24 protein-coding genes are annotated in these 26980 nt (G+C 70.0%); 14 read left to right on the top strand and 10 right to left on the bottom strand.

Annotated features, from left to right (window positions below; translation table 11 throughout):
• Positions 1 to 108 precede the first annotated feature (108 nt).
• The 6 genes from ACG04Q_RS14065 to ACG04Q_RS14040 all read left to right on the top strand — a co-directional run bounded on the left by ACG04Q_RS14065 (position 109) and on the right by ACG04Q_RS14040 (position 5035).
• Entirely contained in the window at positions 109 to 1569 is a 1461-nt protein-coding gene (locus ACG04Q_RS14065; protein WP_394511565.1) for a protein adenylyltransferase SelO, read from the top strand.
• A complete protein-coding gene (gene msrB, locus ACG04Q_RS14060; RefSeq protein ID WP_394511564.1) occupies positions 1566 to 1991 on the top strand; it encodes a peptide-methionine (R)-S-oxide reductase MsrB in 426 nt (141 codons plus the stop codon). The genes ACG04Q_RS14065 and msrB overlap by 4 nt, the downstream gene beginning before the upstream one ends.
• The gene (locus ACG04Q_RS14055; RefSeq protein WP_394511563.1) at positions 1988 to 2617 is read left to right on the top strand and encodes a septation protein A; all 630 of its coding nucleotides are present in this window, start codon (positions 1988 to 1990) and stop codon (positions 2615 to 2617) included. The genes msrB and ACG04Q_RS14055 overlap by 4 nt, the downstream gene beginning before the upstream one ends.
• Positions 2614 to 2877: a BolA family protein gene (locus tag ACG04Q_RS14050; protein ID WP_394511562.1), complete on the top strand. Its 264-nt coding sequence runs from the start codon at positions 2614 to 2616 to the stop codon at positions 2875 to 2877. The genes ACG04Q_RS14055 and ACG04Q_RS14050 overlap by 4 nt, the downstream gene beginning before the upstream one ends.
• Positions 2878 to 2946: 69 nt before the next feature.
• A complete protein-coding gene (locus ACG04Q_RS14045; protein ID WP_394511561.1) occupies positions 2947 to 3738 on the top strand; it encodes a peptidylprolyl isomerase in 792 nt (263 codons plus the stop codon).
• Positions 3739 to 3808: 70 nt separating this feature from the next.
• Positions 3809 to 5035: a cystathionine gamma-synthase family protein gene (locus tag ACG04Q_RS14040; RefSeq protein WP_394511560.1), complete on the top strand. Its 1227-nt coding sequence runs from the start codon at positions 3809 to 3811 to the stop codon at positions 5033 to 5035.
• Here ACG04Q_RS14040 and ACG04Q_RS14035 read toward each other — a convergent pair.
• A complete protein-coding gene (locus ACG04Q_RS14035; protein ID WP_394511559.1) occupies positions 5032 to 5703 on the bottom strand; it encodes an ABC transporter ATP-binding protein in 672 nt (223 codons plus the stop codon). The two genes, ACG04Q_RS14040 and ACG04Q_RS14035, sit on opposite strands and share 4 nt — an antisense overlap.
• 49 nt (positions 5704 to 5752) lie before the next feature.
• On the opposite strand from ACG04Q_RS14035, the gene ACG04Q_RS14030 reads away from it, so the two are divergent.
• Positions 5753 to 6349, top strand: coding sequence for an arylesterase (locus ACG04Q_RS14030; RefSeq protein ID WP_394511558.1), 597 nt, complete (start codon positions 5753 to 5755; stop codon positions 6347 to 6349).
• 18 nt (positions 6350 to 6367) lie between these two features.
• Here ACG04Q_RS14030 and ACG04Q_RS14025 read toward each other — a convergent pair whose 3' ends face one another.
• Complete coding sequence (locus tag ACG04Q_RS14025) at positions 6368 to 8281, bottom strand: DUF6600 domain-containing protein (RefSeq protein ID WP_394511557.1); 1914 nt, start codon at positions 8279 to 8281, stop codon at positions 6368 to 6370.
• A 76-nt stretch (positions 8282 to 8357) separates the two neighbouring features.
• On the bottom strand, positions 8358 to 8897 hold the full coding sequence (gene def / locus ACG04Q_RS14020; RefSeq protein WP_394511556.1) for a peptide deformylase: 540 nt from the start codon (positions 8895 to 8897) through the stop codon (positions 8358 to 8360).
• 46 nt (positions 8898 to 8943) lie between these two features.
• Between def and ACG04Q_RS14015 the strand changes: the two genes are divergently transcribed.
• Positions 8944 to 9900 carry an MBL fold metallo-hydrolase gene (locus ACG04Q_RS14015; protein WP_394511555.1) on the top strand — a complete coding sequence of 319 codons (957 nt, stop codon included), beginning with the start codon at positions 8944 to 8946 and terminating at the stop codon, positions 9898 to 9900.
• Positions 9897 to 10517 (top strand): response regulator, encoded by a 621-nt coding sequence (locus tag ACG04Q_RS14010; protein ID WP_394511554.1) that lies wholly within the window; start codon positions 9897 to 9899, stop codon positions 10515 to 10517. Before ACG04Q_RS14015 ends, ACG04Q_RS14010 begins: the two co-directional genes overlap by 4 nt.
• Positions 10518 to 10546: 29 nt before the next feature.
• On the opposite strand, the gene ACG04Q_RS14005 is transcribed toward ACG04Q_RS14010, so the two are convergent.
• Both ACG04Q_RS14005 and ACG04Q_RS14000 read right to left on the bottom strand, forming a co-directional pair.
• On the bottom strand, positions 10547 to 12364 hold the full coding sequence (locus ACG04Q_RS14005) for a hypothetical protein (RefSeq protein WP_394511553.1): 1818 nt from the start codon (positions 12362 to 12364) through the stop codon (positions 10547 to 10549).
• 110 nt (positions 12365 to 12474) lie between these two features.
• Positions 12475 to 14802: an ATP-binding protein gene (locus tag ACG04Q_RS14000; protein ID WP_394511552.1), complete on the bottom strand. Its 2328-nt coding sequence runs from the start codon at positions 14800 to 14802 to the stop codon at positions 12475 to 12477.
• Positions 14803 to 15194: 392 nt separating this feature from the next.
• On the opposite strand from ACG04Q_RS14000, the gene nirB reads away from it, so the two are divergent.
• From nirB to ACG04Q_RS13975, 5 genes are all read left to right on the top strand, one after another.
• Positions 15195 to 17729: a nitrite reductase large subunit NirB gene (gene nirB, locus ACG04Q_RS13995; RefSeq protein WP_394511551.1), complete on the top strand. Its 2535-nt coding sequence runs from the start codon at positions 15195 to 15197 to the stop codon at positions 17727 to 17729.
• A gap of 20 nt (positions 17730 to 17749) precedes the next feature.
• The gene (gene nirD / locus ACG04Q_RS13990; RefSeq protein ID WP_394511550.1) at positions 17750 to 18082 is read left to right on the top strand and encodes a nitrite reductase small subunit NirD; all 333 of its coding nucleotides are present in this window, start codon (positions 17750 to 17752) and stop codon (positions 18080 to 18082) included.
• 177 nt (positions 18083 to 18259) lie between these two features.
• The gene (locus ACG04Q_RS13985; protein WP_394511549.1) at positions 18260 to 19075 is read left to right on the top strand and encodes a formate/nitrite transporter family protein; all 816 of its coding nucleotides are present in this window, start codon (positions 18260 to 18262) and stop codon (positions 19073 to 19075) included.
• Positions 19072 to 20793, top strand: a complete 1722-nt coding sequence (locus tag ACG04Q_RS13980; protein WP_394511548.1) for a bifunctional protein-serine/threonine kinase/phosphatase — start codon at positions 19072 to 19074, stop codon at positions 20791 to 20793. Before ACG04Q_RS13985 ends, ACG04Q_RS13980 begins: the two co-directional genes overlap by 4 nt.
• Before the next feature lie 29 nt (positions 20794 to 20822).
• On the top strand, positions 20823 to 21254 hold the full coding sequence (locus tag ACG04Q_RS13975; protein ID WP_394511547.1) for a hypothetical protein: 432 nt from the start codon (positions 20823 to 20825) through the stop codon (positions 21252 to 21254).
• 128 nt (positions 21255 to 21382) lie between these two features.
• Here ACG04Q_RS13975 and ntrC read toward each other — a convergent pair whose 3' ends face one another.
• The 5 genes from ntrC to ACG04Q_RS13950 form a co-directional block, all read right to left on the bottom strand.
• Entirely contained in the window at positions 21383 to 22855 is a 1473-nt protein-coding gene (gene ntrC / locus ACG04Q_RS13970) for a nitrogen regulation protein NR(I) (protein WP_394511546.1), read from the bottom strand.
• A gap of 34 nt (positions 22856 to 22889) precedes the next feature.
• On the bottom strand, positions 22890 to 23987 hold the full coding sequence (gene glnL, locus ACG04Q_RS13965) for a nitrogen regulation protein NR(II) (RefSeq protein ID WP_394511545.1): 1098 nt from the start codon (positions 23985 to 23987) through the stop codon (positions 22890 to 22892).
• 26 nt (positions 23988 to 24013) lie between these two features.
• Positions 24014 to 24496, bottom strand: a complete 483-nt coding sequence (locus tag ACG04Q_RS13960) for a hypothetical protein (RefSeq protein WP_394511544.1) — start codon at positions 24494 to 24496, stop codon at positions 24014 to 24016.
• A gap of 111 nt (positions 24497 to 24607) precedes the next feature.
• Entirely contained in the window at positions 24608 to 26023 is a 1416-nt protein-coding gene (gene glnA, locus ACG04Q_RS13955) for a type I glutamate--ammonia ligase (protein WP_394511543.1), read from the bottom strand.
• Positions 26024 to 26185: 162 nt separating this feature from the next.
• Positions 26186 to 26977 carry a competence/damage-inducible protein A gene (locus ACG04Q_RS13950; RefSeq protein ID WP_394511542.1) on the bottom strand — a complete coding sequence of 264 codons (792 nt, stop codon included), beginning with the start codon at positions 26975 to 26977 and terminating at the stop codon, positions 26186 to 26188.
• Positions 26978 to 26980 lie beyond the last annotated feature (3 nt).

Genomic DNA, 26980 nt, shown 5'->3' with positions numbered 1-26980 from the left:
CCAGTCTAGCCTCGGGCGAGAGACCCCAAACGTCACAACCGCGACCCTCGCACCCCGGGGAAACACCCAGGCCAACGAGGCCCAAAGGCCTCTCACTAAACTGGTGCGATGACACCGCTGGATGGCCTGCACTGGCCCAACCGCTTTGCCGCGCTGGGGCCCGATTTCTACACCGAGCTGCCGGCCCAGGGCCTGCCCGGCCCTCACTGGGTCGCCACCAGCCCCGCCTGTGCCGGCCTGCTGGGCTGGCCCGCCGACTGGGCCGCGCGCGATGGCGCGCTGGGCGTGTTCTCCGGCAACGCCACCTGGCCCGGCATGCGCCCGCTGGCCTCCGTCTACAGCGGCCACCAGTTCGGCGTGTGGGCCGGCCAGCTGGGCGACGGCCGCGCGCTGTGGCTGGGCGAGGTCGACACACCCGCCGGCCCGCTGGAGCTGCAGCTCAAGGGTGCCGGCATGACGCCCTACTCCCGCCGCGCCGACGGCCGCGCCGTGCTGCGCTCGTCCATCCGCGAGTTCCTGTGCTCCGAGGCCATGGCCGCCCTGGGCGTGCCGACGACGCGGGCGCTGTGCATCACCGGCTCGCGCCTGCCCGTGCGGCGCGAGACCCTCGAGACCGCCGCCGTCGTCACGCGCGTGGCACCCAGCTTCATCCGCTTCGGCCACTTCGAGCACTTCGCGCACCACGAGCAGCTGGACGCGCTGCGCCGCCTGGCCGACTGGTTCATCGCGCACCACGCGCCGGAATGCGCCAGCGCGCCCGAGCCGGCCGTCGCGCTGCTGCAGAAGGTGGCGCTGCAGACGGCCGACCTCGTCGCGCACTGGCAGGCCATCGGCTTTTGCCACGGCGTCATGAACACCGACAACATGTCCATGCTGGGCCTGACGCTGGATTACGGCCCGTTCGGCTTCATGGACGCCTTCGACCCCGGCCACATCTGCAACCACAGCGACGACCGCGGCCGCTACGCCTACGCGCGCCAGCCCGGCGTCGCGTTCTGGAACCTGCATGCACTGGCCCAGGCGTTGCTGCCGCTGCTGCCCATCGACACCGACCAGGCCGCCGAGGCGTCGACCGAGCGGCTGCTGGAGGCCGTGGAGGCCTTCCGCGGCCGCTTTGCGGGCCAGATGCTCGGCCGCATGCGTGCCAAGCTGGGCCTCACGGGCGAAGACGACGGCGACCAGGCGCTGGCCGACGACTTCCTGAAGCTGATGGCCGCATCGCGCGCCGACTACACGATCACGTTCCGCCGCCTGTCCCGCGCGCTCGGCAACCCCGAGCCGCTGCGCGACATGTTCCTGGACCGCGACGCGCTGGACGCCTGGCTGGCCCGCTGGCGTGCCCGCGTGGCGCCCGACGCCCAGGCGCGCATGCTGGCCGTCAACCCGGCCGTCGTGCTGCGCAACCACCTCGCCGAGGGCGCCATCCGTGCCGCAGATCACGGCGACTTCAGCGAAACCGAGCGGCTGCTGAAAGTTCTGAGCCGCCCGTTCGACGAACCCGAGAACCCCGGCGACGCGGCGCTGCCGCCCGACTGGGCCCACAGCCTCGAAGTCTCCTGCTCATCATGACCCACGACAACGCCAAGCCCTACCCCGTCCAGAAGACCGACGCCGAGTGGCGCGAGCAGCTGGACCCCATGCAGTACCAGGTCGCCCGCCACGCGGCGACCGAGCGCGCCTTCACCGGCAAGTACTGGGACCACTTCACCGACGGCCACTACAACTGCATCGGCTGCGGCACGCCGCTGTTCGAGTCCGGCACCAAGTTCGACGCCGGCTGCGGCTGGCCCAGCTACTGGGCCCCCGTGAACAGCGAGGTCATCGAGCGCGTCGTCGACTGCAGCCACGGCATGGTGCGCGTGGAGGTGCGCTGCAACAACTGCGGCTCGCACCTGGGCCATGTGTTCCCGGATGGCCCCGAGCCGACCGGCGAGCGCTACTGCATCAACTCGGCCGCCATCGACTTCGTCGGGGACAATTCCTCTTCATGAAGTTATTGCTCGACTTTCTCCCGCTGATCCTCTTCTTCGTCGCCTTCAAGGGCGCGGAAGGCAACCCCGATGCCGCGGCCGCGTTCGCGACGCAGCACTTCGGCTTCCTCGTGCAGGGCGGCGTCGTGGGCCCCACGGAGGCGCCGGTGCTGCTGGCCACCGTCGTGGTCATGCTGGCCACGCTGGCGCAGGCCGCCATCCTGAAAGTCCGCGGCCAGAAGATCGACCTGATGCTGTGGATCAGCCTGGCGCTGGTGGTCGTGCTGGGCGGCGCGACGATCTGGTTCCACAACGAGACCTTCATCAAGTGGAAGCCCACCGGCCTGTACTGGGCCATGGCGCTGACGCTGTGGATCTCGCTGGCGATGTTCCGCAAGAACCTCATCCAGGCGATGCTCGGCGCCCAGCTGACGCTGCCCGACACGATCTGGGGCAAGCTCAACCGCGCGTGGGTGCTGTTCTTCGCGGCCATGGGCGTCGTCAACCTCTACGTCGCCTACAACTTCTCCACGTCGGCCTGGGCCAACTTCAAGGTCTTCGGCGTCACGGGCCTGATCCTGGTGTTCACCGTCGCGCAGAGCCTGTACCTCGGCAAGCACCTGCCGCCGGAGGAGGGCGGCAAATGACGATCGCCGCAGACATCGAGCGCCGGCTGCAGGCCGAGCTGGCCCCGTCGCTGCTGACGATCCGCGACGACAGCGCCGATCACGCCGGCCATGCCGGAGCCCGCGAAGGCGGCCACTTTCATGTGACTGTCGTGTCACCTCGCTTTACCGGTCTGCAAAGGTTGGCGCGGCATCGGCTCGTCTATCATTGCCTGTCTGACCTGATGCAGCGCGGCATCCATGCCCTGGCCATCGATGCCAAGGCGCCGGGCGAAAGCTGACGGTCGAGCGTGATCGAACCGCGCGCCCCGCCCCGGGCGCGATTTTTTTAGTCCCACCTCATCCCATCCATGAAGAAGTTTGCGCTCGCCGCCATCGTCGCGGCACTGGTTCCGGCCGCTGCCATTGCGCAGAACGTGGCCACCGTCAACGGCAAGCCCGTGCCCAAGGCGCGCGTCGAGACGCTGATCCAGCAGGTCACCAAGAGCGGCCAGCAGCAGCGCTCGCCCGAGCTGGAAGCGCAGGTCAAGGACGAAGTGGTCCGTCGCGAGATCTTCATGCAGGCCGCCGAAGCCCGCGGCATCCCGCAGAGCGCCGACTACAAGGCCCAGCTGGACCTGGCCCGCCAGATGCTGCTGATCCGCGGCCTGATGGAAGACTTCAAGGCCAAGAACCCGGTCGGCGACGCCGAAGCGCAGGCCGAGTACGACAAGTTCAAGGCCGCCAACACCGGCAACGAATACCGCGCACGCCACATCCTGGTGGAGAAGGAAGAAGACGCCAAGGCACTGATCGCGCAGATCAAGGGCGGCGCCAACTTCGAGGAACTGGCCAAGAAGAACTCCAAGGACACCGGCTCCGCGCAGAACGGCGGCGACCTGGACTTCGCCAACCCCAACAACTTCGTGCCCGAGTTCAGCAAGGCCATGACCGCGCTGCAAAAGGGCGAGATGACGCAGGAGCCGGTGAAGAGCCAGTTCGGCTACCACATCATCAAGCTCGAAGACATCCGCCCGGCCACGTTCCCGGCCTTCGACGACGTCAAGGCCCAGATCAAGCAGCGCATCGAGCAGCAGAAGATGGCCGAGTTCCAGGACGGCCTGATCAAGAAGGCCAAGACCGACTACACCTTCAGCAAGTAAGGCGCCCTCGCCTGGCCTGCCCCGAGACCCGCCCCGGCGGGTCTTTTGCCATCTGGACCCGAGCCCCACCATGTCCGACGCCCTCAGCACCCGCCTCGTCCACGCCGCCGGTGGCGACCGCCATTCCGGCGGCGTCCATGTGCCCGTCCATCCGTCCGTGCAGTACGCCTACGAGAACGTCGAGGACCTGATCGGCGTGTTCCAGGGCAAGGTCAAGGGCAGCTTCAACTACGCGCGCCAGGGCACGCCGACGACGGCGGCGCTGGAGGCCGTCGTCACCGAGCTGGAGGGCGGCACCGGCAGCATCAGCTTCGCCACCGGCATGGCGGCGCTGACGGCGCTGTTCCTGACGCTGCTGAAGGCCGGCGACCACCTCGTCACCAGCGCCCGCGTGTTCGGCAACACCAACAGCCTGTTCCAGACGCTGGAGGGCCTGGGCATCGCCGTCAGCCGCGTGGATGCCGGCGACGTGGCGGCCGTGCAGGCCGCGCTGCGGCCCGAGACGCGCATGGTGTTCGCCGAGACCATCGCCAACCCCAGCACGCGCATCCCCGACCTCGAAGGCCTCGGCGCGCTGTGCCGCGAGCGTGGGCTGCTGTACGTCGTCGACAACACGGTCACGTCACCGGCGCTGTGCAAACCGAAGCGCTTCGGCGCCGGCCTCGTCATGAACTCGCTGACCAAGACGCTGGCCGGCCACGGCGAGGCGCTGGGCGGCATGGTCACCGACACGGGCTGCTTCGACTGGGCCAGCTACCCCAACATCTTCCCGGCCTACCGCCAGGGCGATCCGCGCGGCTGGGGCCTGCAGCAGATCCGCAAGAAGGGCCTGCGCGACATGGGCGGCACGCTGTCCAGCGAGGCGGCGCACCGCATCCTCGTCGGCATGGAGACGCTGGAACTGCGCCTGCGCCGCAGCAGCGACACGGCGCTGGCGCTGGCCCGCCACCTGGCGGCCCACCCGGCCATCGCCCAGGTGCACTACCCGATGCTGGAGAGCCACCCCGAGCACGCCCGCGCCCGCGACTGGTTCGGCGGCGGCTCTTGGATGATGGCCTTCGAGCTGGGCGACGCCAGCCGCCTCGTCGAGGTGCTGAACCGCCTGCGCCTGCCGCTGAAGGCCACCGGCCTGGCCGACACGCGCACGCTCATCATCCCGGTGGCGCCGACCATCTTCTGGGAGATGGGCGCCGAGTCGCGTGCCGCGATGGGCATCGCCGACGGGCTGGTGCGGCTGTCGGTGGGGCTGGAAGCCCCGGAAGACCTGATCGCCGACTTCGACCAGGCGCTGGCCTAAGCCGCGAGCCGCCCCGCCTCGATGCGCAGCTGGCGCTCGCAGCGCGCCGCGATCTCACGGTCGTGCGTCACGAGCACCAGCGTCGTGCCGGCCTCGCGGTTCAGCTCGAACATCAGTGCCATCACCGCCGCACCGGTCGCGAAGTCCAGGCTGCCGGTCGGCTCGTCGGCCAGCAGCAGCGCCGGCCGCTGCACGAAGGCGCGCGCCAGCGCCACGCGCTGCTGCTCGCCGCCCGACAACACGCGCGGGTAGTGGCCCAGCCGCTCGCCCAGGCCCACGCGGTCCAGCATCGCGGCGGCCTGCTCGCGGGCGTCGCGCGCCCCGCGCAGCTCCAGCGGCAGCATCACGTTCTCCAGCGCCGTCAGGTTGGGCAGCAGCTGGAAGCTCTGGAACACGAAGCCCAGCTCCTTCGCCCGCACCGCGGCGCGCTGGTCCTCGTCCAGCGTGAACAAGTCCTGCCCGCGCAGCTTGACGGTGCCGCCGCTGGGCACGTCCAGGCCCGCGAGGATGGCCAGCAGCGTGCTCTTGCCGGAGCCCGAGGCGCCCACGATCGCCACCGACTCCTGAGCGCTCAGCGTGAAGCTGATGTCATGCAGAATCGTCAGCTCCCCGGTCGCGTCGCGCACGCGTTTGGTGATCTGATCAACTTGGACAAGGGCTTCGGGCATGTCGGGACTGCGGCGTCGTGGGGTGTTGGCGCACTTTAGCCTGGGGGTGATGGCAGGCCTTTCGTCAGGGATCTCCGGGGCCGCGGCCGAGGCGCCGGTCATCCTCGTCGTCGGCGACAGCCTGTCGGCCGAGTACGGCCTGAAGGCCGGCGACGGCTGGGTGGCGCTGCTGCAGGCGCGGCTGGCGCAGCAGAAGAAGCCGCACCGCGTCGTCAACGCCAGCATCAGCGGCGACACGACGGCCGGCGGCCGCAGCCGGCTGCCCGCCGCGCTGCGCACGCACAAGCCGGCCATCGTCGTCATCGAGCTGGGCGGCAACGATGCGCTGCGGGGCCTGCCGCTGAGCAGCACGCGCGACAACCTGCTGACCATGGCGAAGGCGGCCCAGGCCGCCGGTGCCAAGGTCATCGTCGTGGGCATGCAGGTGCCACCCAACTACGGCGCCAGCTACGGCCGCGAGTTCGAGGGGCTGTTCGCCGAGGTCGCCAAGCAGGCCAAGGCGGCGCTGGTGCCCTTCCTGCTCAAGGGCGTGGCGGACCGGGCGGATGCGATGGACTGGTTCCAGCCCGACCGCATCCACCCGCTGGCCAAGGCGCATCCGGCGATGCTGGACAACGTCTGGCCGGCGCTGAAGCCGCTGCTGTAGCGGCGGCCGGCCGCGCGTTCAGTTCTCGTTCTGGTTCGGGTTGCGGCGCGGGCCGTCGGGGCGGCCGCGCTGCGGGCCGTCGTTGCGCGGCGGCTGGGCCTGCGGCTGCGGCTGGGGTTGCGGCATCTGCACGCGCGGCGGCTCGGGCTGGCGCATGGGCATCTCGACGCGGCGCGGCGGCTCCATCGCCGGCGCGCGCTGCTCGGGCATGGGCGCCGGGCGCGGCTGCTCGAACTGCGGCGGCTGCACGCGACGCGGCTCGTCGCGGCGCTCCTCACGCCTGTCTTCCCGCCTTTCTTCACGCCGCTCCTCGCGGCGGTCCTCCCGGCGCTCTTCACGCTGCGGCTGCTGCATGCGCCACGGCATGTTGTTGTCGCCCCCGGCGCGCGGCGGCTCGAAGGACGGGCGCGGCTGGGCCACGGGCACCTGCGGCTGCACGACCGCGGGCATCGAAGGCTGCGGGCCGACGGCCTCGGGCGCCCGCGGCTGCACCTCACGGCGGATCGGCAACGCGTTGTCGCTGCGCCAGCCCATGCCGGGCTCGCGGTCCCGTTCGCGCTCGCGGTGGCGCGGCACGTCGTTGTCGGCCGGCCGCGTGGGCACGGGCGGCAGCACGGTGGCCAGGTCGCCCCGGCCTGGCGCCACAGGCAGCGGGCGGCTCCAGCCCGGCTCGGGCTTGCGGTCGGGGCCGCGCACGGGCAGCGGCTGGATGGCGGCGCCCGGCGCCGGCAGCGTGCTCACGGCCGCAGGCACGTCGCGGTAGCGGTGCGGGCGCTGCACGGTGACGGGGTCGCGCAGGTCGCGCGGGTCGTTCACGCGGTGCTCGTAGCGCGGCGTGTGGCGGTAGGCGGGGCGGTAGACCTCGCGCGGCGCCAGCGGGTACCAGCCGTAGCGCGGCGGCGGCGGACGGCTGCCGATGCTGATGCCCACGCTGACCGAGCCGCCGCCCACCCAGCCGACGAGCGCCGGCGCGTAGACGGGGCGGTGCACGTAGGCGCCTGGCGACCAGCACCAGCGCCCGCCCCAGCTGACCCAGCGGCCGTAGTGGAAGGGCGCGAAACCCCAGGGCGCGTCATCCACCCAGGTCCAGCCCCAGTGACGCGACCAGACCCAGCGGCCGTAGCGGTAAGGCGCCCAGTCGACGACGGTCAGCGTGGTCGGCACCCACACGGTGCCGTATTCGGGCGCGGTCTCCCAGCGGCCGTAGCGGTCCAGGTCCTCGGCGCCGGTCATCTCGGCCGACACGTAACGCGCCACGGGCCGGTCGCCCTCCTCGCGGCTCTCGGCCAGCACCCAGTCGCCGAAGCCGTCGCTGTACAGCGGGCCACGCTCGGCGCGCGGGCCGTCGGGCCACCACAGCTCCACCTGCTCGCCGGTGCCCATGACGACCGGGGCGGCAGCCCGCGACCACTCGAAGCGCATGCGGCCCTGCCAGACGTAGATCTTGCTGCCGCGGTCCAGCTGCTCGACACGGTACAGCCCTTCACGCTCCGGCTGGGCCGTGCCCTCGCGCGTGCGCAGCCTCGTCTCGGCGACGTTCTCGGCATTGCGCAGCCGGATGGCCACGTCGCCGCGGTCGATCTGCAGCAGCGTCTGGCCGTCGTCGAGCTGGCTGAGTTCCAGGTCGCTGCGCTCGTCCACCCAGACGGTGGTGGAGCCCACGCGCAGCGACACGCGGCCGCGCTCGTCGGTGCGCACGCGGTCGCCCTCGGCGACGGTCTGGTTGCGGGTCAGCCGGGTCCATTCGCGGCTGTCGTGGTCGAACAACCAGGCGTCGCCCACGACGCTGACGACGCGGCCGGCGCGCGACGGCGGGTCGCGGTCCGTGTCCTGCGCCTTGGCCGCGGGCACGATGGCCACCAGCAGCGCCATCGCGAGGATGCGCCAGTGGCGACGGGTCAGGACAAGCCTGGATTCGGTGGACTGGGTCATGAGCCGGTGCTCCTTTGCGCCTGCGCAACGCGCCGCGCGCGCTGACGGTGCACGGAAGTTACAAGTGTTTCAAGCGTCAGTCGTCGTCCGCGTTCGGGTCCAGCTCGGGGAACAGCACGGACGTGTAGCCGAAGCGCGTGAAGTCGGTGACGCGCATCGGGTACAGGATGCCGTCCAGGTGGTCGCACTCGTGCTGCACGACGCGGGCGTGGAAGCCGTCGGCGACGCGGGCTATGGGCTGGCCGTCCGCATCAAAGCCGGTGTAGCGGATGCGCTCGTCACGCGCGACGACGCCGCGCAGCCCGGGCACGGACAGGCAGCCCTCCCAGCCCTCGGTGCGCCCGCCGTCCAGCACCTCGATGACGGGGTTGATGAGCACGGTGGGCGGCACGGGCGGCGCGTCGGGGTAACGCACGTTCTTCGAGTAGCCGAAAATCACCAGCCGCAGGTCGACGCCGATCTGCGGCGCGGCCAGGCCGGCGCCGCTGGCGGCGGCCATGGTCTCGAACATGTCGGCGATCAGCGCCTTCAGCGCCGGCGTGCCGAATTCGGTGACCGGCCTGGCGACGCGCAGCAGCCGCGGGTCGCCCATCTTCAGAATCTCGTGAACCGCCACCGCGGCCTCCTTGGGCTATCGTGAGCGGTGATTTTAGGAAGCGCTCTTGCTTGATTTCATCGACGACCTCGGCCACGGCATCTATGCCATCGACACCGGCTTCCAGCGCCCGCGCTTCGACGCCGCGTTCCTGATCGTCGAGGGCGGCCGCGCCGCCTTCATCGACACCGGCACCAACCACGCCGTGCCGCGCCTGCTGGCGGCGCTGAACGCACTGGGCCTGGCGCCGGAGGCGGTCGACTGGGTCATCCCGACGCACGTGCACCTGGACCACGCCGGAGGCGTGGGCCTGCTGATGGAGGCACTGCCGCAGGCCCGGGCGCTCGTGCACCCGCGCGGCCTGCGCCACCTGGTGAACCCGACGGCGCTGTGGCTGAGCGCGCTGAGCGTCTACGGCGACGAGGAGATGCAGCGCAGCTACGGCAAGCTGGTGCCGGTGCCCGCGGAGCGCGCCGACGCGTCGCACGACGAGCAGGTCATCCACCTGGCCGGGCGGCCGCTGCGGCTCATCGACACGCCGGGCCACGCGCGGCATCACCATGCCATCTGGGACGAGAAGAGCCGCAGCTGGTTCACCGGAGACACCTTCGGCCTGTCCTACCGCGAGTTCGATGTCGATGGCCGTGCCTGGATCCTGCCCACCAGCACGCCGGTGCAGTTCGAGCCCGAGGCGCTGAAGGCCACCGTCGCGCGGCTGCTGGACGCCGAGCCACTGGCCATGCAGGTGACGCACTACGGCCGCATCGGCGGCTCGGTGGGCGAGGTGCGGCGGCTTGCCGCGCTGATGCTCGACCAGGTGGACGAGATGGTGCAGGCCGCGCGCACGGCCAACCTGGCGCCCGACCGCCACGCAGCCCTGAAGACGGCACTGCAGCAAGGCTACCTGGCCCGGCTGCGCGCCCACGGGCATGCCGCCGACGCGACGGCCGCCGACTGGCTGGCGATGGACATCGAGCTCAACGCCCAGGGCCTGGAGGTCTGGCTGGACCGGTCACCCGCATGAGGATCCTGCTCGTCGACGACCACCGCCTGCTGGCGGACGCGCTGGGCAGCCTGATCGAGGCGCGATTCCCGGATTGGACGGTCGTGCAGGCCGCCAGCCTGGCCGAGGCGCTGCCGCAGCTGGACATTGCCCCGGACCTGGTGCTGCTGGACCTGGGGCTGCCCGACGCCAGTGGCGTGCAGGCGGTGCAGGCGGTGCGCGCCCACGCGCCGCAGGTGCGCATCGTCGTGCTGTCGGCGGACGACCGCCCGGACACCGTGCGGGCCACGATCGAGCTGGGGGCCAGCGGCTTCGTGCCCAAGCGGGCAGACAGCCGCGAGCTGGTTCAGGCGCTGGCCACGATGCTGGAGGGGCGCGTGACCCTGCCGCCCACGCTGCTGGCCAGCTGGCCCCGCGCCACGGGGGAGCCCTCGGTCGAACTGACGCCCCGCCAGCTGGACGTCTTGCGCCTGCTGGTGGACGGGCAGTCCAACAAGCTGATCTGCCGCAGCCTGGGGCTGTCGGAGTCGTCGGTCAAGACGCACCTCGAAGCGGTCTACCGCCGGCTGGGTGTGGGCAATCGCACCCAGGCGGTGGTGGCCGCGGCACGGCTGGGGCTGACGTTCGCCAGCCCCTGACCGGCCGGCCGCCGCGGCGGCCGCGGGCGTCAGCCCGGCTGCGCCACCGACAACACGATGCGCGCCGGCCGGTTGGCATCCTGGTAGGGCTGCAGCACGACGCTGAGGCCGCTGCCAGGGCGCAGGAACACCGCCGAACGCACGTTGGTGGTCTTGCCGTCGCTGGTGGGCACCGCGGTGGCGGCGTCGCGCTGCCAGAAGCCGGTGAACGGCTTGTTGATCTGCAGGGTTTCCGCATGCGTCGCGGCGCCGGTGACCCCCGAGACCCGCACGAAGCTGGCCGCGGCGCTGTCCACGGACTGGATGGTGTGGGTGTTGGTGTCGGTGGCCGTGCTCGACCGGCCGGTCGCCCAGTTCCAGTACACGTTCCAGTTGCCGCTGGCCGTGCCCACCGCGGGCAGGCTCAGGGTGCGCACCTTGGTGGCGTAGCTGACGCTGCCATCGCCCTTGCTGTCGGGCGTCAGCACGTTGGTGCCGATGGCGATGTAGTCGCCCTGGCCCGTGCGGTAGACGAAGTTGCGATCCATCCACGGGCCACCTTCACCGACGCCGGTGTCGTCGGAATGGTTGGTGAAGCTGCCGTCGGCCAGCACTGCCACCGGGCGCTTGCGGGCCTTGATCGTGTCGGGAAGGGCCGTGCAGGTGGTGGTGGCCAGGCCGTCGTACCAGCAGCCCTGCGTGAACTGCTGGAAGCCCGCCGCAGAAATGGTGACGGTGCCGTAGCCAAAGGTCCAGCCAACGCTGTTCACCGCGCCATCGGCCGTGTCGCTGCCCAGCACGTTCCAGTCGCCGGCCAGCTCGGCCAGCGTATGGCTCTGCACCGGAACGGCCATCACGGCATTGCCCTGCGCCGTCGTCGCGACGATGACACCGGACGGCGCGACCATGATGTCGTCACCGGCGCTGCTGGTGAAGCGGCAGCTGCCGTTGGCCGTCAGGGTTTGCGGACCGTTCAGCGTCGTGCCGTCGACACTGGCGTAGGACGTCAGCGTCACCGCCTGCTTGGCATCGATGCTGATCTTGATTCGCTGCGCGGCGGTACCGCCGGTCACGCCGGTCAGTACGGCCCAGTAGTCGGTGGCCCGCAGTGCGCTGCAGGTGGGCGCCGCCGGCTTCAACAGCAGCTCGGGCGCGAGAGCGCTGGCAGTGACTGAAGTCGCGCTGGTGTTGGTGGCAGCGACCGTCTCGGCCAGCTGTCCCAGCGTGCTGCTGGCCGCGGTGAGCTTGGCGGCCAGCGCGTCGAGCGCCTTGTCCTGCGCATTGCCGGCGGTGCTGCCGCTGGCCGCCACCAGGGTGCCGCTGACGAAATCACCGATCGCGCTGGTGTCGACGCCGGCAGCCGTCAGCACCGTGAGCACGGCGGTCTGCGCGTCGGCGAGCTTGGTGGTCGTGACGCTGCTGCCCAGCGACGCGGCGGTAGCGGCCGTGTACCACGTGGCTGCCGACTGGCCGGCCATCTGCGCGACCATCAACTCGGTCAGCGGCGTGATGTTGGCCTTGGCGGTCGTGGCGGCCGAGTGCAGCTTGTCGCTGCCGGACACGGCCTCCAGCACGCAGGGCAGCGCACCGCCGGTGATGGCGAGCGTGTAGCTGCCGTCCGCCCCGGCCGTGGCGGTGCCGGTGCCGGTGGCGCACTTGGCGGAGATGGCGGCACCGCCGAGTGCCGCGCCCTTGGCCACGACGCCATTGAGTGACAGTGCGGCCGGCGGCGGCGGTGCCGGCGTGGGCGCCGGGGCCGGGGCATCGGAGCCACCGCCACCGCAGGCGGTCAGCATCAGCGTGGTGGCCAGTGCGACGGCGGGCAGCGCACGGGTCGGGGCGGGAGGGGGCGGAAGAATCTGCTTCATGGTGAGCCTGCGAGCAAGGTGATGACGCCGCGGACTCTAGAAAGCCGGTTGCGCCGCAGCCATCGGCCAAACGGCCGAACCGCTCCACGAAGTTGTGGAATCCTGCCGGCTCAGGCAGACACCTGGCCGCCCCAGGCTCCCTGGATGGCCTGGGCGAGCTGCTCGGCGCGGAACGGCTTGTGCACGACGGGCAGCCCGCTGGCCGCCAGCACGGCCAGATCGGCCGGCGCCGTGTTGCCGGTCACGACGAGGGCCGGCACGCCCGGCTGCACTGCCCGCACGCGGGCCACCACGTCCAGCCCGCTGCCGCCGGGCAGGCGCATGTCGGTCACCAGCAGGTCCAGCGCCGGCAGACCGGCATCGATCTGCGCGGCCAGCTCGGCGGGTGACGCCAACGCCAGCACCTCGGCGCCCCAGGCCTGCAGCCGCAGCCGCAGCGCCTCGCGGGCGCCCGCGTCGTCCTCCACCAGCGCCACACGCCGCCCGCGCAGGTCGGGCGCGTCCGTGGGCACTGCGGGGCCGGCGCCCTGCCCGCCTGGGCCCGCCGCGCAGGCGGGCAGCTCCAAGCCGAAGCAGGCGCCACGCCCCGGTGTCGAGCGCAACGTCACCGCGGTGCCCAGCAAGCCGGCGGCGCGGCGCACGATGGCCAGGCCCAGACCCAGGCCCAGCGCGCGGTCGCGCTGCGGGTTGTCGAGCTGGACGAAGTCCTCGAACACGCGGGCCTGCTGGTCCAGCGGGATGCCGCGCCCGGTGTCCCAGACGGCGATGCGCCAGTTTGCGCCGCGCCGCCGCACGCCGACCAGCGCGCCACCACGCTCGGTGTAGCGCAACGCATTGGTGACGAGGTTGCGCAGCACCTGCTCGATCAGCACCGCGTCGCCCAGCACGACGGCGTCCGCCGGCACGCGCAGCCGCAGCCGCAGCCCCTTGCGGGCCGCCGCCTCACGCTCGTGCGCCGCCACCGCCTCCAGCAGCGGTGCCAGCGCCACCGGCTCGCGCGCGACGCGCAGGCCACCGGAGTCCAGCCGGGACAGGTCCAGCAAGCCGGCCAGCAGCCCCTCCATCGCGGCCACAGCCTCGTCGACGCGGCCGATCAGCCGCTGCTGCGCCGGCGACGCGAGCTGCTCGCGCAGCACGCCGATCAGCACGCCGATGGTCACCATGGGCTGGCGCAGGTCATGGCTGGCGGCGGCGAGAAAGCGCGTCTTGGCGAGGTTGGCCGCCTCCAGCTCGGCAGTGCGCTCGCGCACGCGCTGTTCCAGCAGTTGCCCCGCACGCTCGGACTCCGCCAGCGCCGACACGAGCCGTGCGCCCAGCATGCCGCCGTAGATCAGCGCCAGCAGCGGGCTCAGCCAAGGCAGCAGGAACTCCCAGTGCTGCGGCAGGCGGCCGGACTGCAGCAGCATGTCGTGCACGCCACCCGCAACGAACGCCAGCCCCAGCCCCGCCAGCAGCCAGAAGCTGCGCCGCTGGCGCCGCCAGGCGGCCCGCACGAGCAGCGCCGTCGCGACGGCAGCGTTGATCGACAGCAGCGGGTAGACCCACTGCCGCAGCCGGTCCAGCGCTGCGGCATCTGCCGGCGCCAACAAGCCGGCCGCCGCGCTGCCAACGGCCACCGCGACAAGCCAGCGCCGCCAGGCCTGCCAGCGCGGCGCGCCCAGCGACAACCCGAAGAAGCCGTACATCGCGTTGATCGCGACGATGAGCAGGTACATCACCAGCCCGGCCCCGCCGGGCGAGGGCACACCGGGCTCCACGAAGGCGATGTTGCGCAGCGCCAGCACCAGCGCCAGCAGGCCGAACCAGCCCATCGTGATCTCGCTGCGCCGGCGCGCCCACAGCAGCAGCGCGAACAGGGCCGCGCCGCCCGCCAGCCCGTTCAACGCGCGCGGCACGTCCACCAGCGCACGCCGGTACCGCAGCGCGTGAGGCTCGACCTGGGCCACCGGACCGAGCCACAGCACGCCCAGCCCGGCGCGCAGGCCGCCCAGCTCCTCGATCAGCACCTCGTTGTCGCCCGCCCGCAGCGCGCCGCCGGGCAGCGCCACCAGCAGCGGCGTGGTGCGCGGCTGCAGCGCATCGGGCATGTCCAACGTGTTGCTGACCAGCGTGCCGTTGAGCCAGACGCGATGGTGCAGCGGGAAGCGTGCCGACCACAGCGCCCACGGCTCGCCGGCATCGGGCACGCTGACGCTCAGCCGATAGCGCCCCAGCCCCGGCCGCGGCACGCCGCGGCGGCCCCAGTCGTCCGGCAGCGCCTGCGCCTGCCAGTGCCCATCGGCGCCCTGCCACTGCAGTTGCTCGATGCGCTGCGCCCCCGCCTGGGCCCAGGCCGCAGGGGCCGCCCCGCAGCACAGCCAGGCCAGCAGCACGAGGCCCGCCACGCGCACGGCAGCCCACCAGCAACGATGACCGGTTGGCGGGCTGGCATGCGGCATGGCGGTGGCGGCTGGCGGGATGGTGGACGGGGCCCGCGCAATGTAGGCGAGCCCGGGGCCGCAGCCATCGGCCGTTCGGCCGATGCGCCACGCCAGGGCGGCCCGCCAACAGGGCAAGCCGCCCCTTGCTGGTGCGCTTTGTCGCACCGCCCCTGTGCCGGGCGGGCTGAATCAGGCGGCCAGCCCACGGGCGGGAGCAGGCACGCGTCTTGCAAAGTCTTGAGCGAGAGGTCGCGCTTGCGCCGGCCCCTTGGGATGCTTCGCCAACGGTGGCGGCACCCAAACGACCGGCCCCGACCGAGCAGACAGCTGCTTGCGGGGCTTTTCTTTTTGGTGCCTCCGATCACGTCGCCCGCGGCGCGCCGGCGGCACCCGCTTCGCAAGAACAGACCATGCACATCGTCCTCATCGGCCACGGAATGGTGGGCCAGAAATTTCTCGAATCCCTCGCCGAAGGCCCCGCCGCCGGCCAGGTGCAGGTGACGGTGCTGTGCGAGGAGCCGCGCCCGGCCTACGACCGCGTGCACCTGTCGGAGTTCTTCTCGGGCAAGTCGGCCGAGGACCTGTCGCTGGTGCCCGAAGGCTTCTTCGAAAAGACCGGCTTCACGCTGCGCCTGGGCGCCAGAGTCGTCTCCATCGAGCGCCGCGACCACACGCTCAAGCTGGCCGACGGCGAGGTCATCCACTACGACAAGCTGGTCATCGCGACCGGCTCCTACCCCTTCGTGCCGGCCGTGCCGGGCCGCGACCGCCCGCATTGCCACGTCTATCGCACCATCGAGGACCTGGAAGGCATGCAGGCCAGCGGCCGTGTGTCAAAGAGCGGCGTCGTCATCGGCGGCGGCCTGCTGGGGCTGGAATGCGCGAAGGCGCTGCGCGACATGGGCCTGCAGACGCATGTCGTCGAGTTCGCGCCGCGCCTGATGGCCGTGCAGGTGGACGACGGCGGCGGCCGCGTGCTGCGCGAGAAGATCGAGGCGCTCGGCGTGCAGGTGCACACCAGCCGCAACACGGTGGAGATCACCGACGGCGTGTCCGCCCGCCACCGCCTCGTGTTCACCGACGGCACCTGGCTGGAGACCGACATGCTGGTGTTTTCCGCCGGCATCCGCCCGCGCGACGAACTGGGCCGCCAGAGCGTGCTGGCCACGGGCCCGCGTGGCGGCATCGTCATCGACGACCACTGCCGCACCAGCGACCGCAACGTGTACGCGATTGGCGAGGTCGCCTCGTGGCGCGAGCAGACGTTCGGCCTCGTCGCCCCCGGCTACGAGATGGCCCGGGTGGCCGCGCGCCACATCAGCGGCGATGCCGAAGCCGCCTTCCCCGGCGCCGACATGAGCACCAAGCTCAAGCTGATGGGCGTGGACGTGGCCAGCATCGGTGACGCACACGGCAAGACGCCCAAGTGCCGCAGCTACCAGTACGTGGACGAGCGCAAGCAGGTCTACAAGCGACTGGTCGTCAGCGAGGACGGCCAGTTCCTGCTGGGCGCCGTGCTGGTGGGCGACGCCGAGGAGTACGGCACGCTGCTGCAGATGGCGCTGAACGGCATCAAGCTGCCGGCCGCGCCCGAGTTCCTGATCCTGCCGTCATCGGATTCAAGCGACGGCAAGGCCAAGTTCGCCATCGGCCCCGACGCGCTGCCCGACAGCGCGCAGCTGTGCTCGTGCAACAACGTCACCAAGGGCCAGATCTGCGCGGCCGTCGGCGAGGGCTGCACCACCATCGGTGACATCAAGGCCTGCACGAAAGCAGGCGCCACCTGCGGCGGCTGCGTGCCGCTGGTCACGCAGGTCATGAAGCTGGAGATGGCCAAGCGCGGCATGGCCGTCAACAACCACCTCTGCGAGCACTTCCCACACTCGCGCCAGGAGCTGTACCACCTGATCCGCGTCGGCGGCATCAAGACCTTCGGCGAGCTGATGGCCAAGCACGGCAAGGGCCTGGGCTGCGACATCTGCAAGCCCGCCGCCGCGAGCATTTTCGCGTCGTGCTGGAACGACTTTGTGCTCAAGCCCGAACTCGCCGCGCTGCAGGACAGCAACGACTACTACCTCGGCAACATCCAGAAGGACGGCAGCTACTCCGTCGTGCCGCGCATGCCGGGCGGCGAGGTCACGCCGGATGGCCTCATCGCCGTGGGCCAGATTGCCAAGAAGTACGGCCTGTACACCAAGATCACCGGCGGCGCCCGCGTGGACATGTTCGGCGCCCGCGTCGAGCAGCTGCCGCTGATCTGGGAGGAACTGATCGCCGCCGGGTTCGAGTCCGGCCATGCCTACGGCAAATCGCTGCGCACGGTGAAGAGCTGCGTGGGCAGCACCTGGTGCCGCTATGGCGTGGACGATTCCGTCGGCCTCGCCGTCGAGATCGAGAACCGCTACAAGGGCTTGCGCGCGCCGCACAAGATCAAGTTCGGCGTGTCCGGCTGCACGCGCGAATGCGCCGAGGCCCAGGGCAAGGACGTGGGCATCATCGCCACCGACAAGGGCTGGAACCTCTACGTCTGCGGCAACGGCGGCATGAAGCCGCGCCACGCCGAGCTGATCGCCAGCGACCTGAGCAAGGCCGACCTGATCAAGTACGTCGACCGCTTCCTGATGTTCTACGTGCGCACGGCCGACCGCCTGCAGCGCACCAGCACCTGGCGCGACAACATGGAGGGCGGCCTGGACTACCTGAAGAGCGTCGTCATCGACGACAAGCTGGGCCTGGGTGCCGAACTGGAAGCGCAGATGCAGGCCGTCGTCGACAGCTACCAGTGCGAATGGAAGACCGCCGTGACGACGCCGGAAGTGCGTCAGCGCTTCCGCAGCTTCGTCAACAGCGACAAGGCCGACGAGAAGATCATCTTCGTCGAGGAGCGCGGCCAGATCCGCCCCGCACGGCCGGAAGAACGCGCCGAAGAAGCCCAACCCGCCTGAGCCCAGCCAAGGAGTACCGCATGAGCAACAGGACCTTCACCCCCATCTGCAGCGTCGACCAGATCCTGCCCGACACCGGCGTCGCAGCCCTCGTGAACGGCCGCCACGTGGCCGTGTTCCGCGTCGGCGCAGACCGCTTCCACGCCATCGACAACATCGACCCGCGCTCCGGCGCCAGCGTGCTGTCGCGCGGCCTGGTCGGCAACCTCGGCGAGCGCATCGTCGTCGCCTCGCCGCTCTACAAGAACCATTTCGACCTCAGCACGGGCGAATGCCTGGAAGCGCCCGAGCAATCGGTACGGGCGCACACCGTGCAGGTGCAGGACGGTCGCGTGCTCGTCGCACTGGCCTGAAGTTCCCCACCCTCCGGCCCGGGCCCGCCGCCCGGCCGGATGGGCCGTTCCCGGTGGCAACGACGCCACGCGCGACAGCAAACCCCAGACGCCCCCAGCCGGACCGGTTGGGGGCGTCTGCGTTTTGCGCCAGCAACCTCCCCACCCTTTCCCCACCCACACGAAACGAGACAAGCCATGGCCTATGTCGTCCCGACCGAGTTCGTCACCAAGATGGTCGACGCCGGTGAATCCAAGCTGCTGATGTCCACCCGCGACACGCTGATCCGCGCCTACATGGCGGGCGCCATCCTGGCGCTGGCCGCGGCCTTCGCGGTGACCGTCAGCGTCAACACCGGCAATCCGCTGATCGGCGCGCTGCTGTTCCCGGTCGGCTTCATCCTGCTGTATCTGATGGGCTTCGATCTGCTGACCGGCGTGTTCACGCTGGTACCGCTGGCCGTGCTGGACAAGCGCCCTGGCGCCACCTGGGCCGGGTGCTTTCGCAACTGGACGCTGGTGTTCTTCGGCAACTTCGCCGGCGCGCTGACGGTGGCCGTCTTCATGGCCATCATCTTCACGTTCGGCTTCAGCGAGGCGCCCAACGCGGTGGGCCAGAAGATCGGCCACATCGGCGAGGGCCGCACGGTGGGCTACGCAGCCCACGGCGCCGCCGGCATGCTGACACTCTTCATCCGCGGCGTGCTGTGCAACTGGATGGTCTCCACCGGCGTCGTCGCGGCCATGATGTCCACGTCCGTGTCGGGCAAGGCCATTGGCATGTGGATGCCCATCATGGTGTTCTTCTACATGGGCTTCGAACACAGCATCGTCAACATGTTCCTGTTCCCGTCGGGCCTGATGCTGGGTGGCCAGTTCACGCTGATGGACTACCTGATCTGGAACGAGATTCCCACGGTGCTGGGCAACCTCGTCGGCGGTCTGACCTTCGTGGGGCTCACGCTGTACTCGACCCACTACAAGACGGCCCCCAAGCGGGTGCTGGTCAAGTGACGCTGAGGCTGGCCGTCGGCCAGCACTCCGACGCCGGTCTGAAAGCCCTGAACCAGGACTTCCACGGCGTCGCCCAACCCACCGACGCGCAAGCCCGCTCGCGCGGCATCGCGCTGGCCATCGCCGACGGCATCAGCAGCAGCCCGGTCAGCCAGTTCGCCAGCGCGGCCGCCGTGCGCGGCTTTCTGGAGGACTACTACGGCACCTCCGAGGCCTGGACCGTGCGCCGCGCGGCGCACTGCGTGCTGTCCGCCACCAACGCGTGGCTGCACGCCGAGAGCCAGCGCGGCGAGGGCCGCTTCGACAAGGACCGCGGCCATGTCTGCACCTTCAGCGCCCTGGTCTTCAAGGGCCGCGAGGTGCACCTGCTGCACGTGGGTGACACGCGCGTCTACCGCGTCCATGCCACGGCGCTGGAGCCGCTGAGCCAGGATCACCGCGTGCGCGCCTACGGCGGCCAGACCTACCTGGGCCGCGCGCTGGGCTTGAGCGCCCACCTCGACATCGACCACGCCTGCTGGCCTGCCGAGATCGGCGAGACGCTGCTGCTGGCGACCGATGGCGCCTACGAACACATCGACGCGGCGCTGGTCAACGACACGCTGGCCACGCACGGCGCCAACCTGCAGGCCGCCGCCGAGGCGCTGGTGGCCGCAGCGCTGGCGCGGGGCAGCCAGGACAACGTGACCGTCATGCTGGTGCGCGTGGAGTCCCTGCCGCGTGACATTGCGCCGCCCGTCAGCCGCGACGGCCTGCGCCTGCCGCCCCGGCTGTCGCCTCGCCAGCAGTTCGAGGGCTACCGCGTCGTGCGCGAGCTGCAGCACACGGCCCGCAGCCAGGTCGTCATGGCCGTCGATGACGACGGGCGCGAATGGGCGCTCAAGCTGCCCACGGCCGAGCTGGCCGGCAACGCGCGCGAGCTGGACCGCTTCGCCACCGAGGAATGGGTGGCGCGCCGCGTCGACAGCCCGCATGTCATCAAGGCCGCACCGGCGGAGGCGAAACGCGAGCACCTGTTCACCGCCGTCGAGTTCATCCACGGCCAGACGCTGGCGCAGTGGATGACCGATCACCCGCAGCCGGGGCTGGACGAGGTGCGCGGCATCGCCGACCAGATCGCCCGCGGCCTGCAGGCGCTGCATCGCAAGGAAATGCTGCACCAGGACCTGCGGCCCGAGAACCTCATCATCGACCGCCACGGCACGGTCATCCTCATCGACCTGGCCTCGGCCCACGTGGCGGGCTTGAGCGAAGGGCTGGGGGACGCCCGCCCGCTGGCGCTGGCCGGCACGCTGCAGTACACCGCGCCGGAGTACTTCACCGGCGACGGCGGCTCACCGATCAGCGAGCTGTTCTCGCTGGCCGTGCTGGTCTACCAGATGCTGACCGGCGCCCTGCCCTACGGCCTGCAGGTGCCGCAGGTGCGCGGCGAGCGCGACCTGCACAAGCTGCAATACGTGCCGCTGCGCACGCGCCGCCCCGACCTGCCGGAGTGGCTGGACCGCGTGCTGAAGAAGGCACTGCAGCCGCAGGCCGCGCGGCGACAGCAGGCGCTGTCGGAGTTCCTGCACGACCTGCATTCGCCGGGGGCTGAGTTCATGCAGCGCGACCGCACGCCTTTGCAAGAGCGGCATCCGCTGTTGTTCTGGCGGGGGCTGACGTTTGTGTTTGGGTTGGCGACGGTGGTGCTGTTGGGGTTGCGGGTCAGCGGGCGCTGATACCCTCGCGAAGACTCTTGAACTCGGAAATGCCCCCCTCCTTCATCAACAGGCTGGCCAGCTTCAATAACCCTCATGACGAGGGGCAATTGAGAGAACTTGATGAAACGATCAGTGCAGTGCGGCCCGAAGCCTGCGGTGATCTGGAAGTTCGTGAAATGCTGGCTGTGTTCGAGCGATTCCCGGACGACGACGGCTACGGCGTCTTCTGGTCGACCCTGCACTGCCTAGAGAAATGCCACGGATACGAGCGGCTGCTCGTCGAGTCCGCCTCCCGCGCGCCTGCTGAGTTCAATCTCAACATGGTCAATCGCTTGCTGAACTACGGAGCCGCCGAGGTGGAAGGGCTGCCGCTGCTTTCAGTCTTGGAGTCGGCCGCAAACCATCCTTGCGCCTCCAGCAACACCAGGGAATTCGCCAGAAGCTTCATCGAGTTCCAGCGAAAGCGAATCAGCCCTTAGGGTGTGCTGAACGCAGTGAATCTCAACGATTCGCGCGATGGGGTCGCATGCCCTGCTTCGATACGTCGCTGCGGTGTTGGGGTCCGCCTTGCTCACCCCAACCTACCGCATTCGGCCTGACTCGGACCTCAAACGTCCAGGCCCAACTCCTGAATCTTCCGCGTGATCGTGTTCCGCCCGATGCCGAGCTTCTGCGCGGCCTCGATGCGGCGGCCGCGGGTGATGTCGAGCGCGGTCAGGATGAGCTGAGCCTCGAAGCGCTTGGTCAGCGCGTCCCACACATCGGGCTCGCCGGCAGCCAGGCGGGCGCGGGCGTCGGCGGCCATGTCGGCCAGCCAGCCTTCGCCGCTGCTGGTGTTGGCCGGCGCTGCCACCGGCTGCGGCGCGCTGATGGCGGGCTGGGCCGCCGGTGCGCTCGTCATGGCCGTCATCGAAGGCGCCGGCACGTAACCCGGCTGCAGCTCGTCCGGCAGGTCCTTGGGCTCGACGACCTGGCTGGGCGCCATGACGCTGAGCCAGTGGCAGATGTTCTCCAGCTGGCGCACGTTGCCGGGGAACTCGAAGTTGGTGAGCACGGCCAGTGCGGCATCGCTGAGGCGCTTGGGCTCGACACCCAGCTCCGTCGCGCTGCGCTGCAGGAAGTGGCGGGCCAGCGCGGGCACGTCCTCCTTGCGCTCGCGCAGCGGCGGCAGGCGCAGGCGGATGACGTTGAGGCGGTGGAACAAGTCCTCGCGGAACACGCCCTGGCGCACGCGCTCTTCCAGGTTCTGGTGGGTGGCCGCGATGACGCGCACGTTGCTGCGCATCGGGCTGTGGCCGCCGACGCGGTAGAACTGGCCGTCGGACAGCACGCGCAGCAGCCGCGTCTGCAGCTCAAACGGCATGTCGCCGATTTCGTCCAGGAACAGCGTGCCGCCGTCCGCCTGTTCAAAGCGGCCGCGCCGCGACGCCTGCGCGCCGGTGAAGGCGCCGCGCTCGTGGCCGAAGAGTTCGCTTTCCAGCAGGTCCTTCGGGATGGCCGCCGTGTTGATGGCCACGAACGGGCCCTCACCACGCGGGCTGTGCTTGTGCAGCGCGCGGGCGACGAGCTCCTTGCCCGAGCCGCTCTCGCCCGTGATCATCACGGTGACGTTGCTCTGCGATAACCGACCGATCGCACGGAACACGTCCTGCATGGCCGGCGCCTGGCCCAGCATCTCGGGCACTTGCGCGGCGGCTTCCTGCTCGCCGGCCTCGCGCTGGCTTTCCTCCTGCGCGCGGCGGATCAGCTCCACGGCGCGCGGCAGGTCGAAGGGCTTGGGCAGGTACTCGAAGGCGCCGCCCTGGAAGGCCGAAACGGCGCTGTCCAGGTCGGAGTAGGCCGTCATGATGATGACGGGCAGCGCCGGCAGCTGCGCCTTGACCTTGGCCAGCAGCTCAAGCCCCGAGCCACCGGGCATGCGGATGTCGGAGACCAGCACCTGCGGCGTGTCGTCATCCAGCGCGGACAGCATGTCGCGCGCGTTGCTGAAAGACCGCACCGGCAGCCCCTCGCGGGCCAGCGCCTTCTCAAGCACGAAGCGGATCGAGTGATCGTCGTCTACAACCCAGATGGATTTCATGCGTTTCCTCTGCCGCACCCTGGGCCTTGTGAGATCAGGGCAAGGGCAATGTGATTCTGAAGTTCGTCAGGCCCGGCTCGCTCTCGCAATCGATCATCCCCTGGTGCTGTTGGGCGATCGTCTGCGCGAGTGTGAGGCCGAGTCCGGAGCCGCCGTCCCGCCCGGAGACCAGGGGGAAGAAGATGCGATCCCGGATCTCGGCGGGGACGCCGGGACCGTTGTCCTCGATATGCAATTCCAATGCCAAGCGCCAGCGCTGCTTGCCGATGGTGACCTGGCGGGCCACGCGCGTGCGCAGCACGATCTGCGCGTCGCCGGCCGCGATGCGCGGCGCCAGCACCTGCGCCGCGTTCTGCACGATGTTGAGCACCATCTGGATGAGCTGCTCGCGGTCGCCGCGGAAGTCGGGCAGCGAGGTGTCGTAGTCACGCGGGATGGCCAGGCCCTTGGGATGCTCGATGAGCACCAGCGCCCGCACGCGCTCGCAGATCTCGTGGATGTTGACGTCGCCGACCACCTGGGCCTTGCGGTGCGGCGCCAGCAGCCGGTCGACGAGGCTTTGCAGCCGGTCCACCTCATGCACGATGACCTGGGTGTACTCGGTCAGCTCGGGGCTGCCGTCCTGCAGTTCCAGCGCCAGCAGCTGCGCCGCGCCGCGGATGCCACCCAGCGGGTTCTTGATCTCATGCGCGAGGTTGCGCGTGAGCTCCTTGGTGGCCTGCACCTGGTCGTGATTGCGCTCGTCGCGGTCCTGGCGGGCCAGCTGCGCGATGTCGATGAGTTCGACCAGCACGCGCGGCGCGCCATCGGCGGCAGCGTCCAGCTGCGACACGATGACGTGCACCGGCAGGCCGTCCTCATGCGCCCAGGCGCCGCGGCGCAGCTGGGCGTCGAAGCGGCTGCTGGAGTACTGGTTGGCGGCCACGCCGCCCAGCGTGTCGAGCAGGCGCCGCGGGTCGTCGAACCAGTCGGGCAGTTGCGCCTTGTGCACCGCACGGCGCGACAGCCGCATGGTGTTCTCGAAGGCCGCGTTGGCGAACAGGCATTCGCCGTCCGCGCTGACGACGACCACCATGGTCGCGAGCAGATCCAGGCCGGCGAACTCGGCCGGCAGCAGTGGGGTGTCAGTCATGGCACTCGCCGGCGCCATGCCGGCGGTCAGGGCAGTTTGGAGATCTCGCGCTTGAGCGCCTGAACGTCGGCCTCGTAGCGGGCGAGGTTGTCCTTGAGCTCGGCCATGCGGTCGAGGTACTTCTGGTAGTTGCGCTCATCGCCGCGGCGCTCCTGGCCGGCAGCGAACTCCTTCTGCGCATTGCCCAAGCGCTCCTCGGCCTGGCGCAGCTCGGTCTGCAGCACGCGGCGGCGTTCGTCGTCGCGCACGCGCTGCTGGCTGGCATCGACGCGGCCCTCACCACTGCGCGCCTCCGGGGAAGGCGCGGCCGCGGAGGCCCGTGGCTTGGCCGTCTGCACGACGGTGATGGGCGTGCCCTCGATCGTGCGGCAGCCCTTGTCGTGAGCCTCCTTGGGCGAAAGCGCGTCCGTGTACAGCACCGGCGGGCCGGGGCAGCGGTACACCGTGCCCTGGGCCTGCGCGCCCAGGCTGGCGAGAACGAGCAACGGGGCCAGCAGTCGGTTCAGCATGGCGGCATTGTGGACCAGGAGCATGGACGGCGATGGACATGAAAAAGGGGCCGCAGCAGCGGCCCCCTTTTGCGGGGATGACCCAGGCAGCGGTGAGGCTGCCCATGGCCATCACAGCGCGTAGTACATGTCGAACTCGACCGGGTGCGTGGCCATGCGGAAGCGGGTCACTTCCTGCATCTTCAGGTCGATGTAGGCGTCGATGTAGGCATCGGTGAACACGCCACCCTTGGTCAGGAACGCGCGGTCCTTGTCCAGGTATTCCAGCGCCTGGTCCAGGCTGTGGCAGACGGTCGGGATCTTCGCGTCTTCTTCCGGCGGCAGGTGGTACAGGTCCTTCGTGGCGGCTTCGCCCGGATGGATCTTGTTTTCCACGCCGTCCAGACCGGCCATCAGCAGCGCGGCGAAGGCCAGGTAGGGGTTGGCGGACGGATCCGGGAAACGCGCCTCGACGCGGCGGCCCTTGGGGTTCGCGACGTAGGGGATGCGGATCGAAGCCGAGCGGTTCTTGGCCGAGTAGGCCAGCTTGACGGGCGCTTCGAAGCCGGGGACCAGACGCTTGTAGCTGTTGGTACCGGGGTTCGTGATGGCGTTCAGCGCGCGGGCGTGCTTGATGATGCCGCCGATGTAGTACAGCGCGAAGTCGCTCAGGCCGGCGTAGCCGTCACCGGCGAACAGGTTCTTGCCGTCCTTCCAGACGGACTGGTGAACGTGCATGCCGGAGCCGTTGTCGCCCACCAGGGGCTTGGGCATGAAGGTCGCGGTCTTGCCATAGGCATGGGCGACGTTCTGGACGATGTACTTCTGCAGCTGCGTCCAGTCGGCACGCTCGACCAGCGAGCTGAACTTGGTGCCGATTTCCATCTGGCCGGCGTTGGCCACTTCGTGGTGGTGGACTTCGACGGGGATGCCCATCTGTTCGAGGATCAGGCACATCTCCGAGCGCATGTCCTGGCCGCTGTCGACCGGGGGCACGGGGAAGTAGCCGCCCTTGACGGTGGGGCGGTAGCCGGAGTTGCCGTGCTCGTATTCCTTGCCGGTGTTCCAGGCACCTTCCTCGGACTCGATCTTGAAGAACGAGCCGGACATGTCGTTGGCCCAGCGGACGCTGTCGAACACGAAGAACTCGGGCTCGGGTCCGAAGAAGGCGGTGTCGCCCAGGCCGGAGGACTTGAGATAAGCCTCGGCGCGCTTGGCCAGCGAGCGGGGGTCGCGCTCATAGGCCTTGCCGTCCGTCGGGTCGATGACGTCGCAGGTCAGGATCAGCGTCGGCTCTTCGAAGAAGGGGTCGATGTTGGCCGTGTTGGGATCGGGCATGAGCAGCATGTCCGACGCCTCGATGCCCTTCCAGCCAGCGATGGAGGAGCCGTCGAAGGCGTGACCCGACGTGAACTTGTCTTCGTCGAAATGGGAGACCGGCACGGTGACGTGCTGCTCTTTGCCACGGGTATCGGTGAAGCGGAAGTCGACGAACTTGACTTCGTTCTCCTTCACCAGGTTCATCACATCGGCGACGGTCTTGGCCATCAATTGCTCCTACGGGATCGAGGGGGTGGGTTGCCGCTGGAAGCGCACGCGCGCCCCAGCCACGGGGGAAAGCAAAGCAGTTTGCATGCCAGATGCACCGACATGGGTTGCAGCTCGGCTGCTCGGGTCATTATCGTTGTGAGGCCAGTTACAGCCAGGGTTCTATCGCACCAGTTCGGTGCTGATGGATGCACCAAACTGAATCACGCCCTGTTTCAGTGCGGAATAGGCGGCATCCAGCTGGTCGGCACTGCCCTTCACGCCCAGCTCGATGCAGCGGCCCCACTGGGGGTGGTCGACGCTGGGCAGGCTGAACACCTTGATGCCGGTGAACTCGGCTTCTACCCGCTCCATCAGAGGCGTCAGGCTCGCTTCCATGGCGCCCTGGACGATCAACGAGCGCTCGATGACACCCACCTGCCGGTGCAGCTGCGGGTAGCGATCCAGCACCCAGGCCATCATGGGATGGGCCATGATGGGGAAGCCCGGCACGAAGTGGACGTTGCCGACGAAGAAACCCGGAATCCTGTTGAACGGGTTCGGGACGATGCCCGCGCCCTCGGGAAACACGCCCATCTCGAAGCGGCGCACCGTATCGGGGTGATCCTCGGCGACCGTCTGGTTCTGTTCGGCCGCCATCTGCTGCACGCGCTGCCAGATCAGCTCGCGCGCCTCGGGGTGCAGCGCCAGCGGCCGGCCTAAAGCGGCGGCGGCGGACTGGCGGGTGTGGTCGTCCGGCGTGGCGCCGATGCCGCCGCAGCTGACGACGAGGTCGCCGCTGGCAAAGGCCTCGCGCAGCCGCGCCGTTAGCTGCTCACGGTCGTCGCCCAGGTACTGCGCCCACGCGAGCTGCATGCCGCGCTCCGACAGCAGCTCGATGAACTTGGCCAGGTGCGAGTCGCGGCGCTTGCCGGACAGGATCTCGTCGCCAACGATGATGAGGCCGACTTGCATGGG

The sequence above is a fragment of the Pelomonas lactea genome, assembly GCF_043555885.1.
Taxonomy (GTDB): Bacteria; Pseudomonadota; Gammaproteobacteria; order Burkholderiales; family Burkholderiaceae_C; genus Pelomonas; species Pelomonas lactea.
The sequence above is the reverse complement of the archived record's forward strand: the minus strand, read 5'-3'. Positions and strand labels throughout refer to the sequence as shown.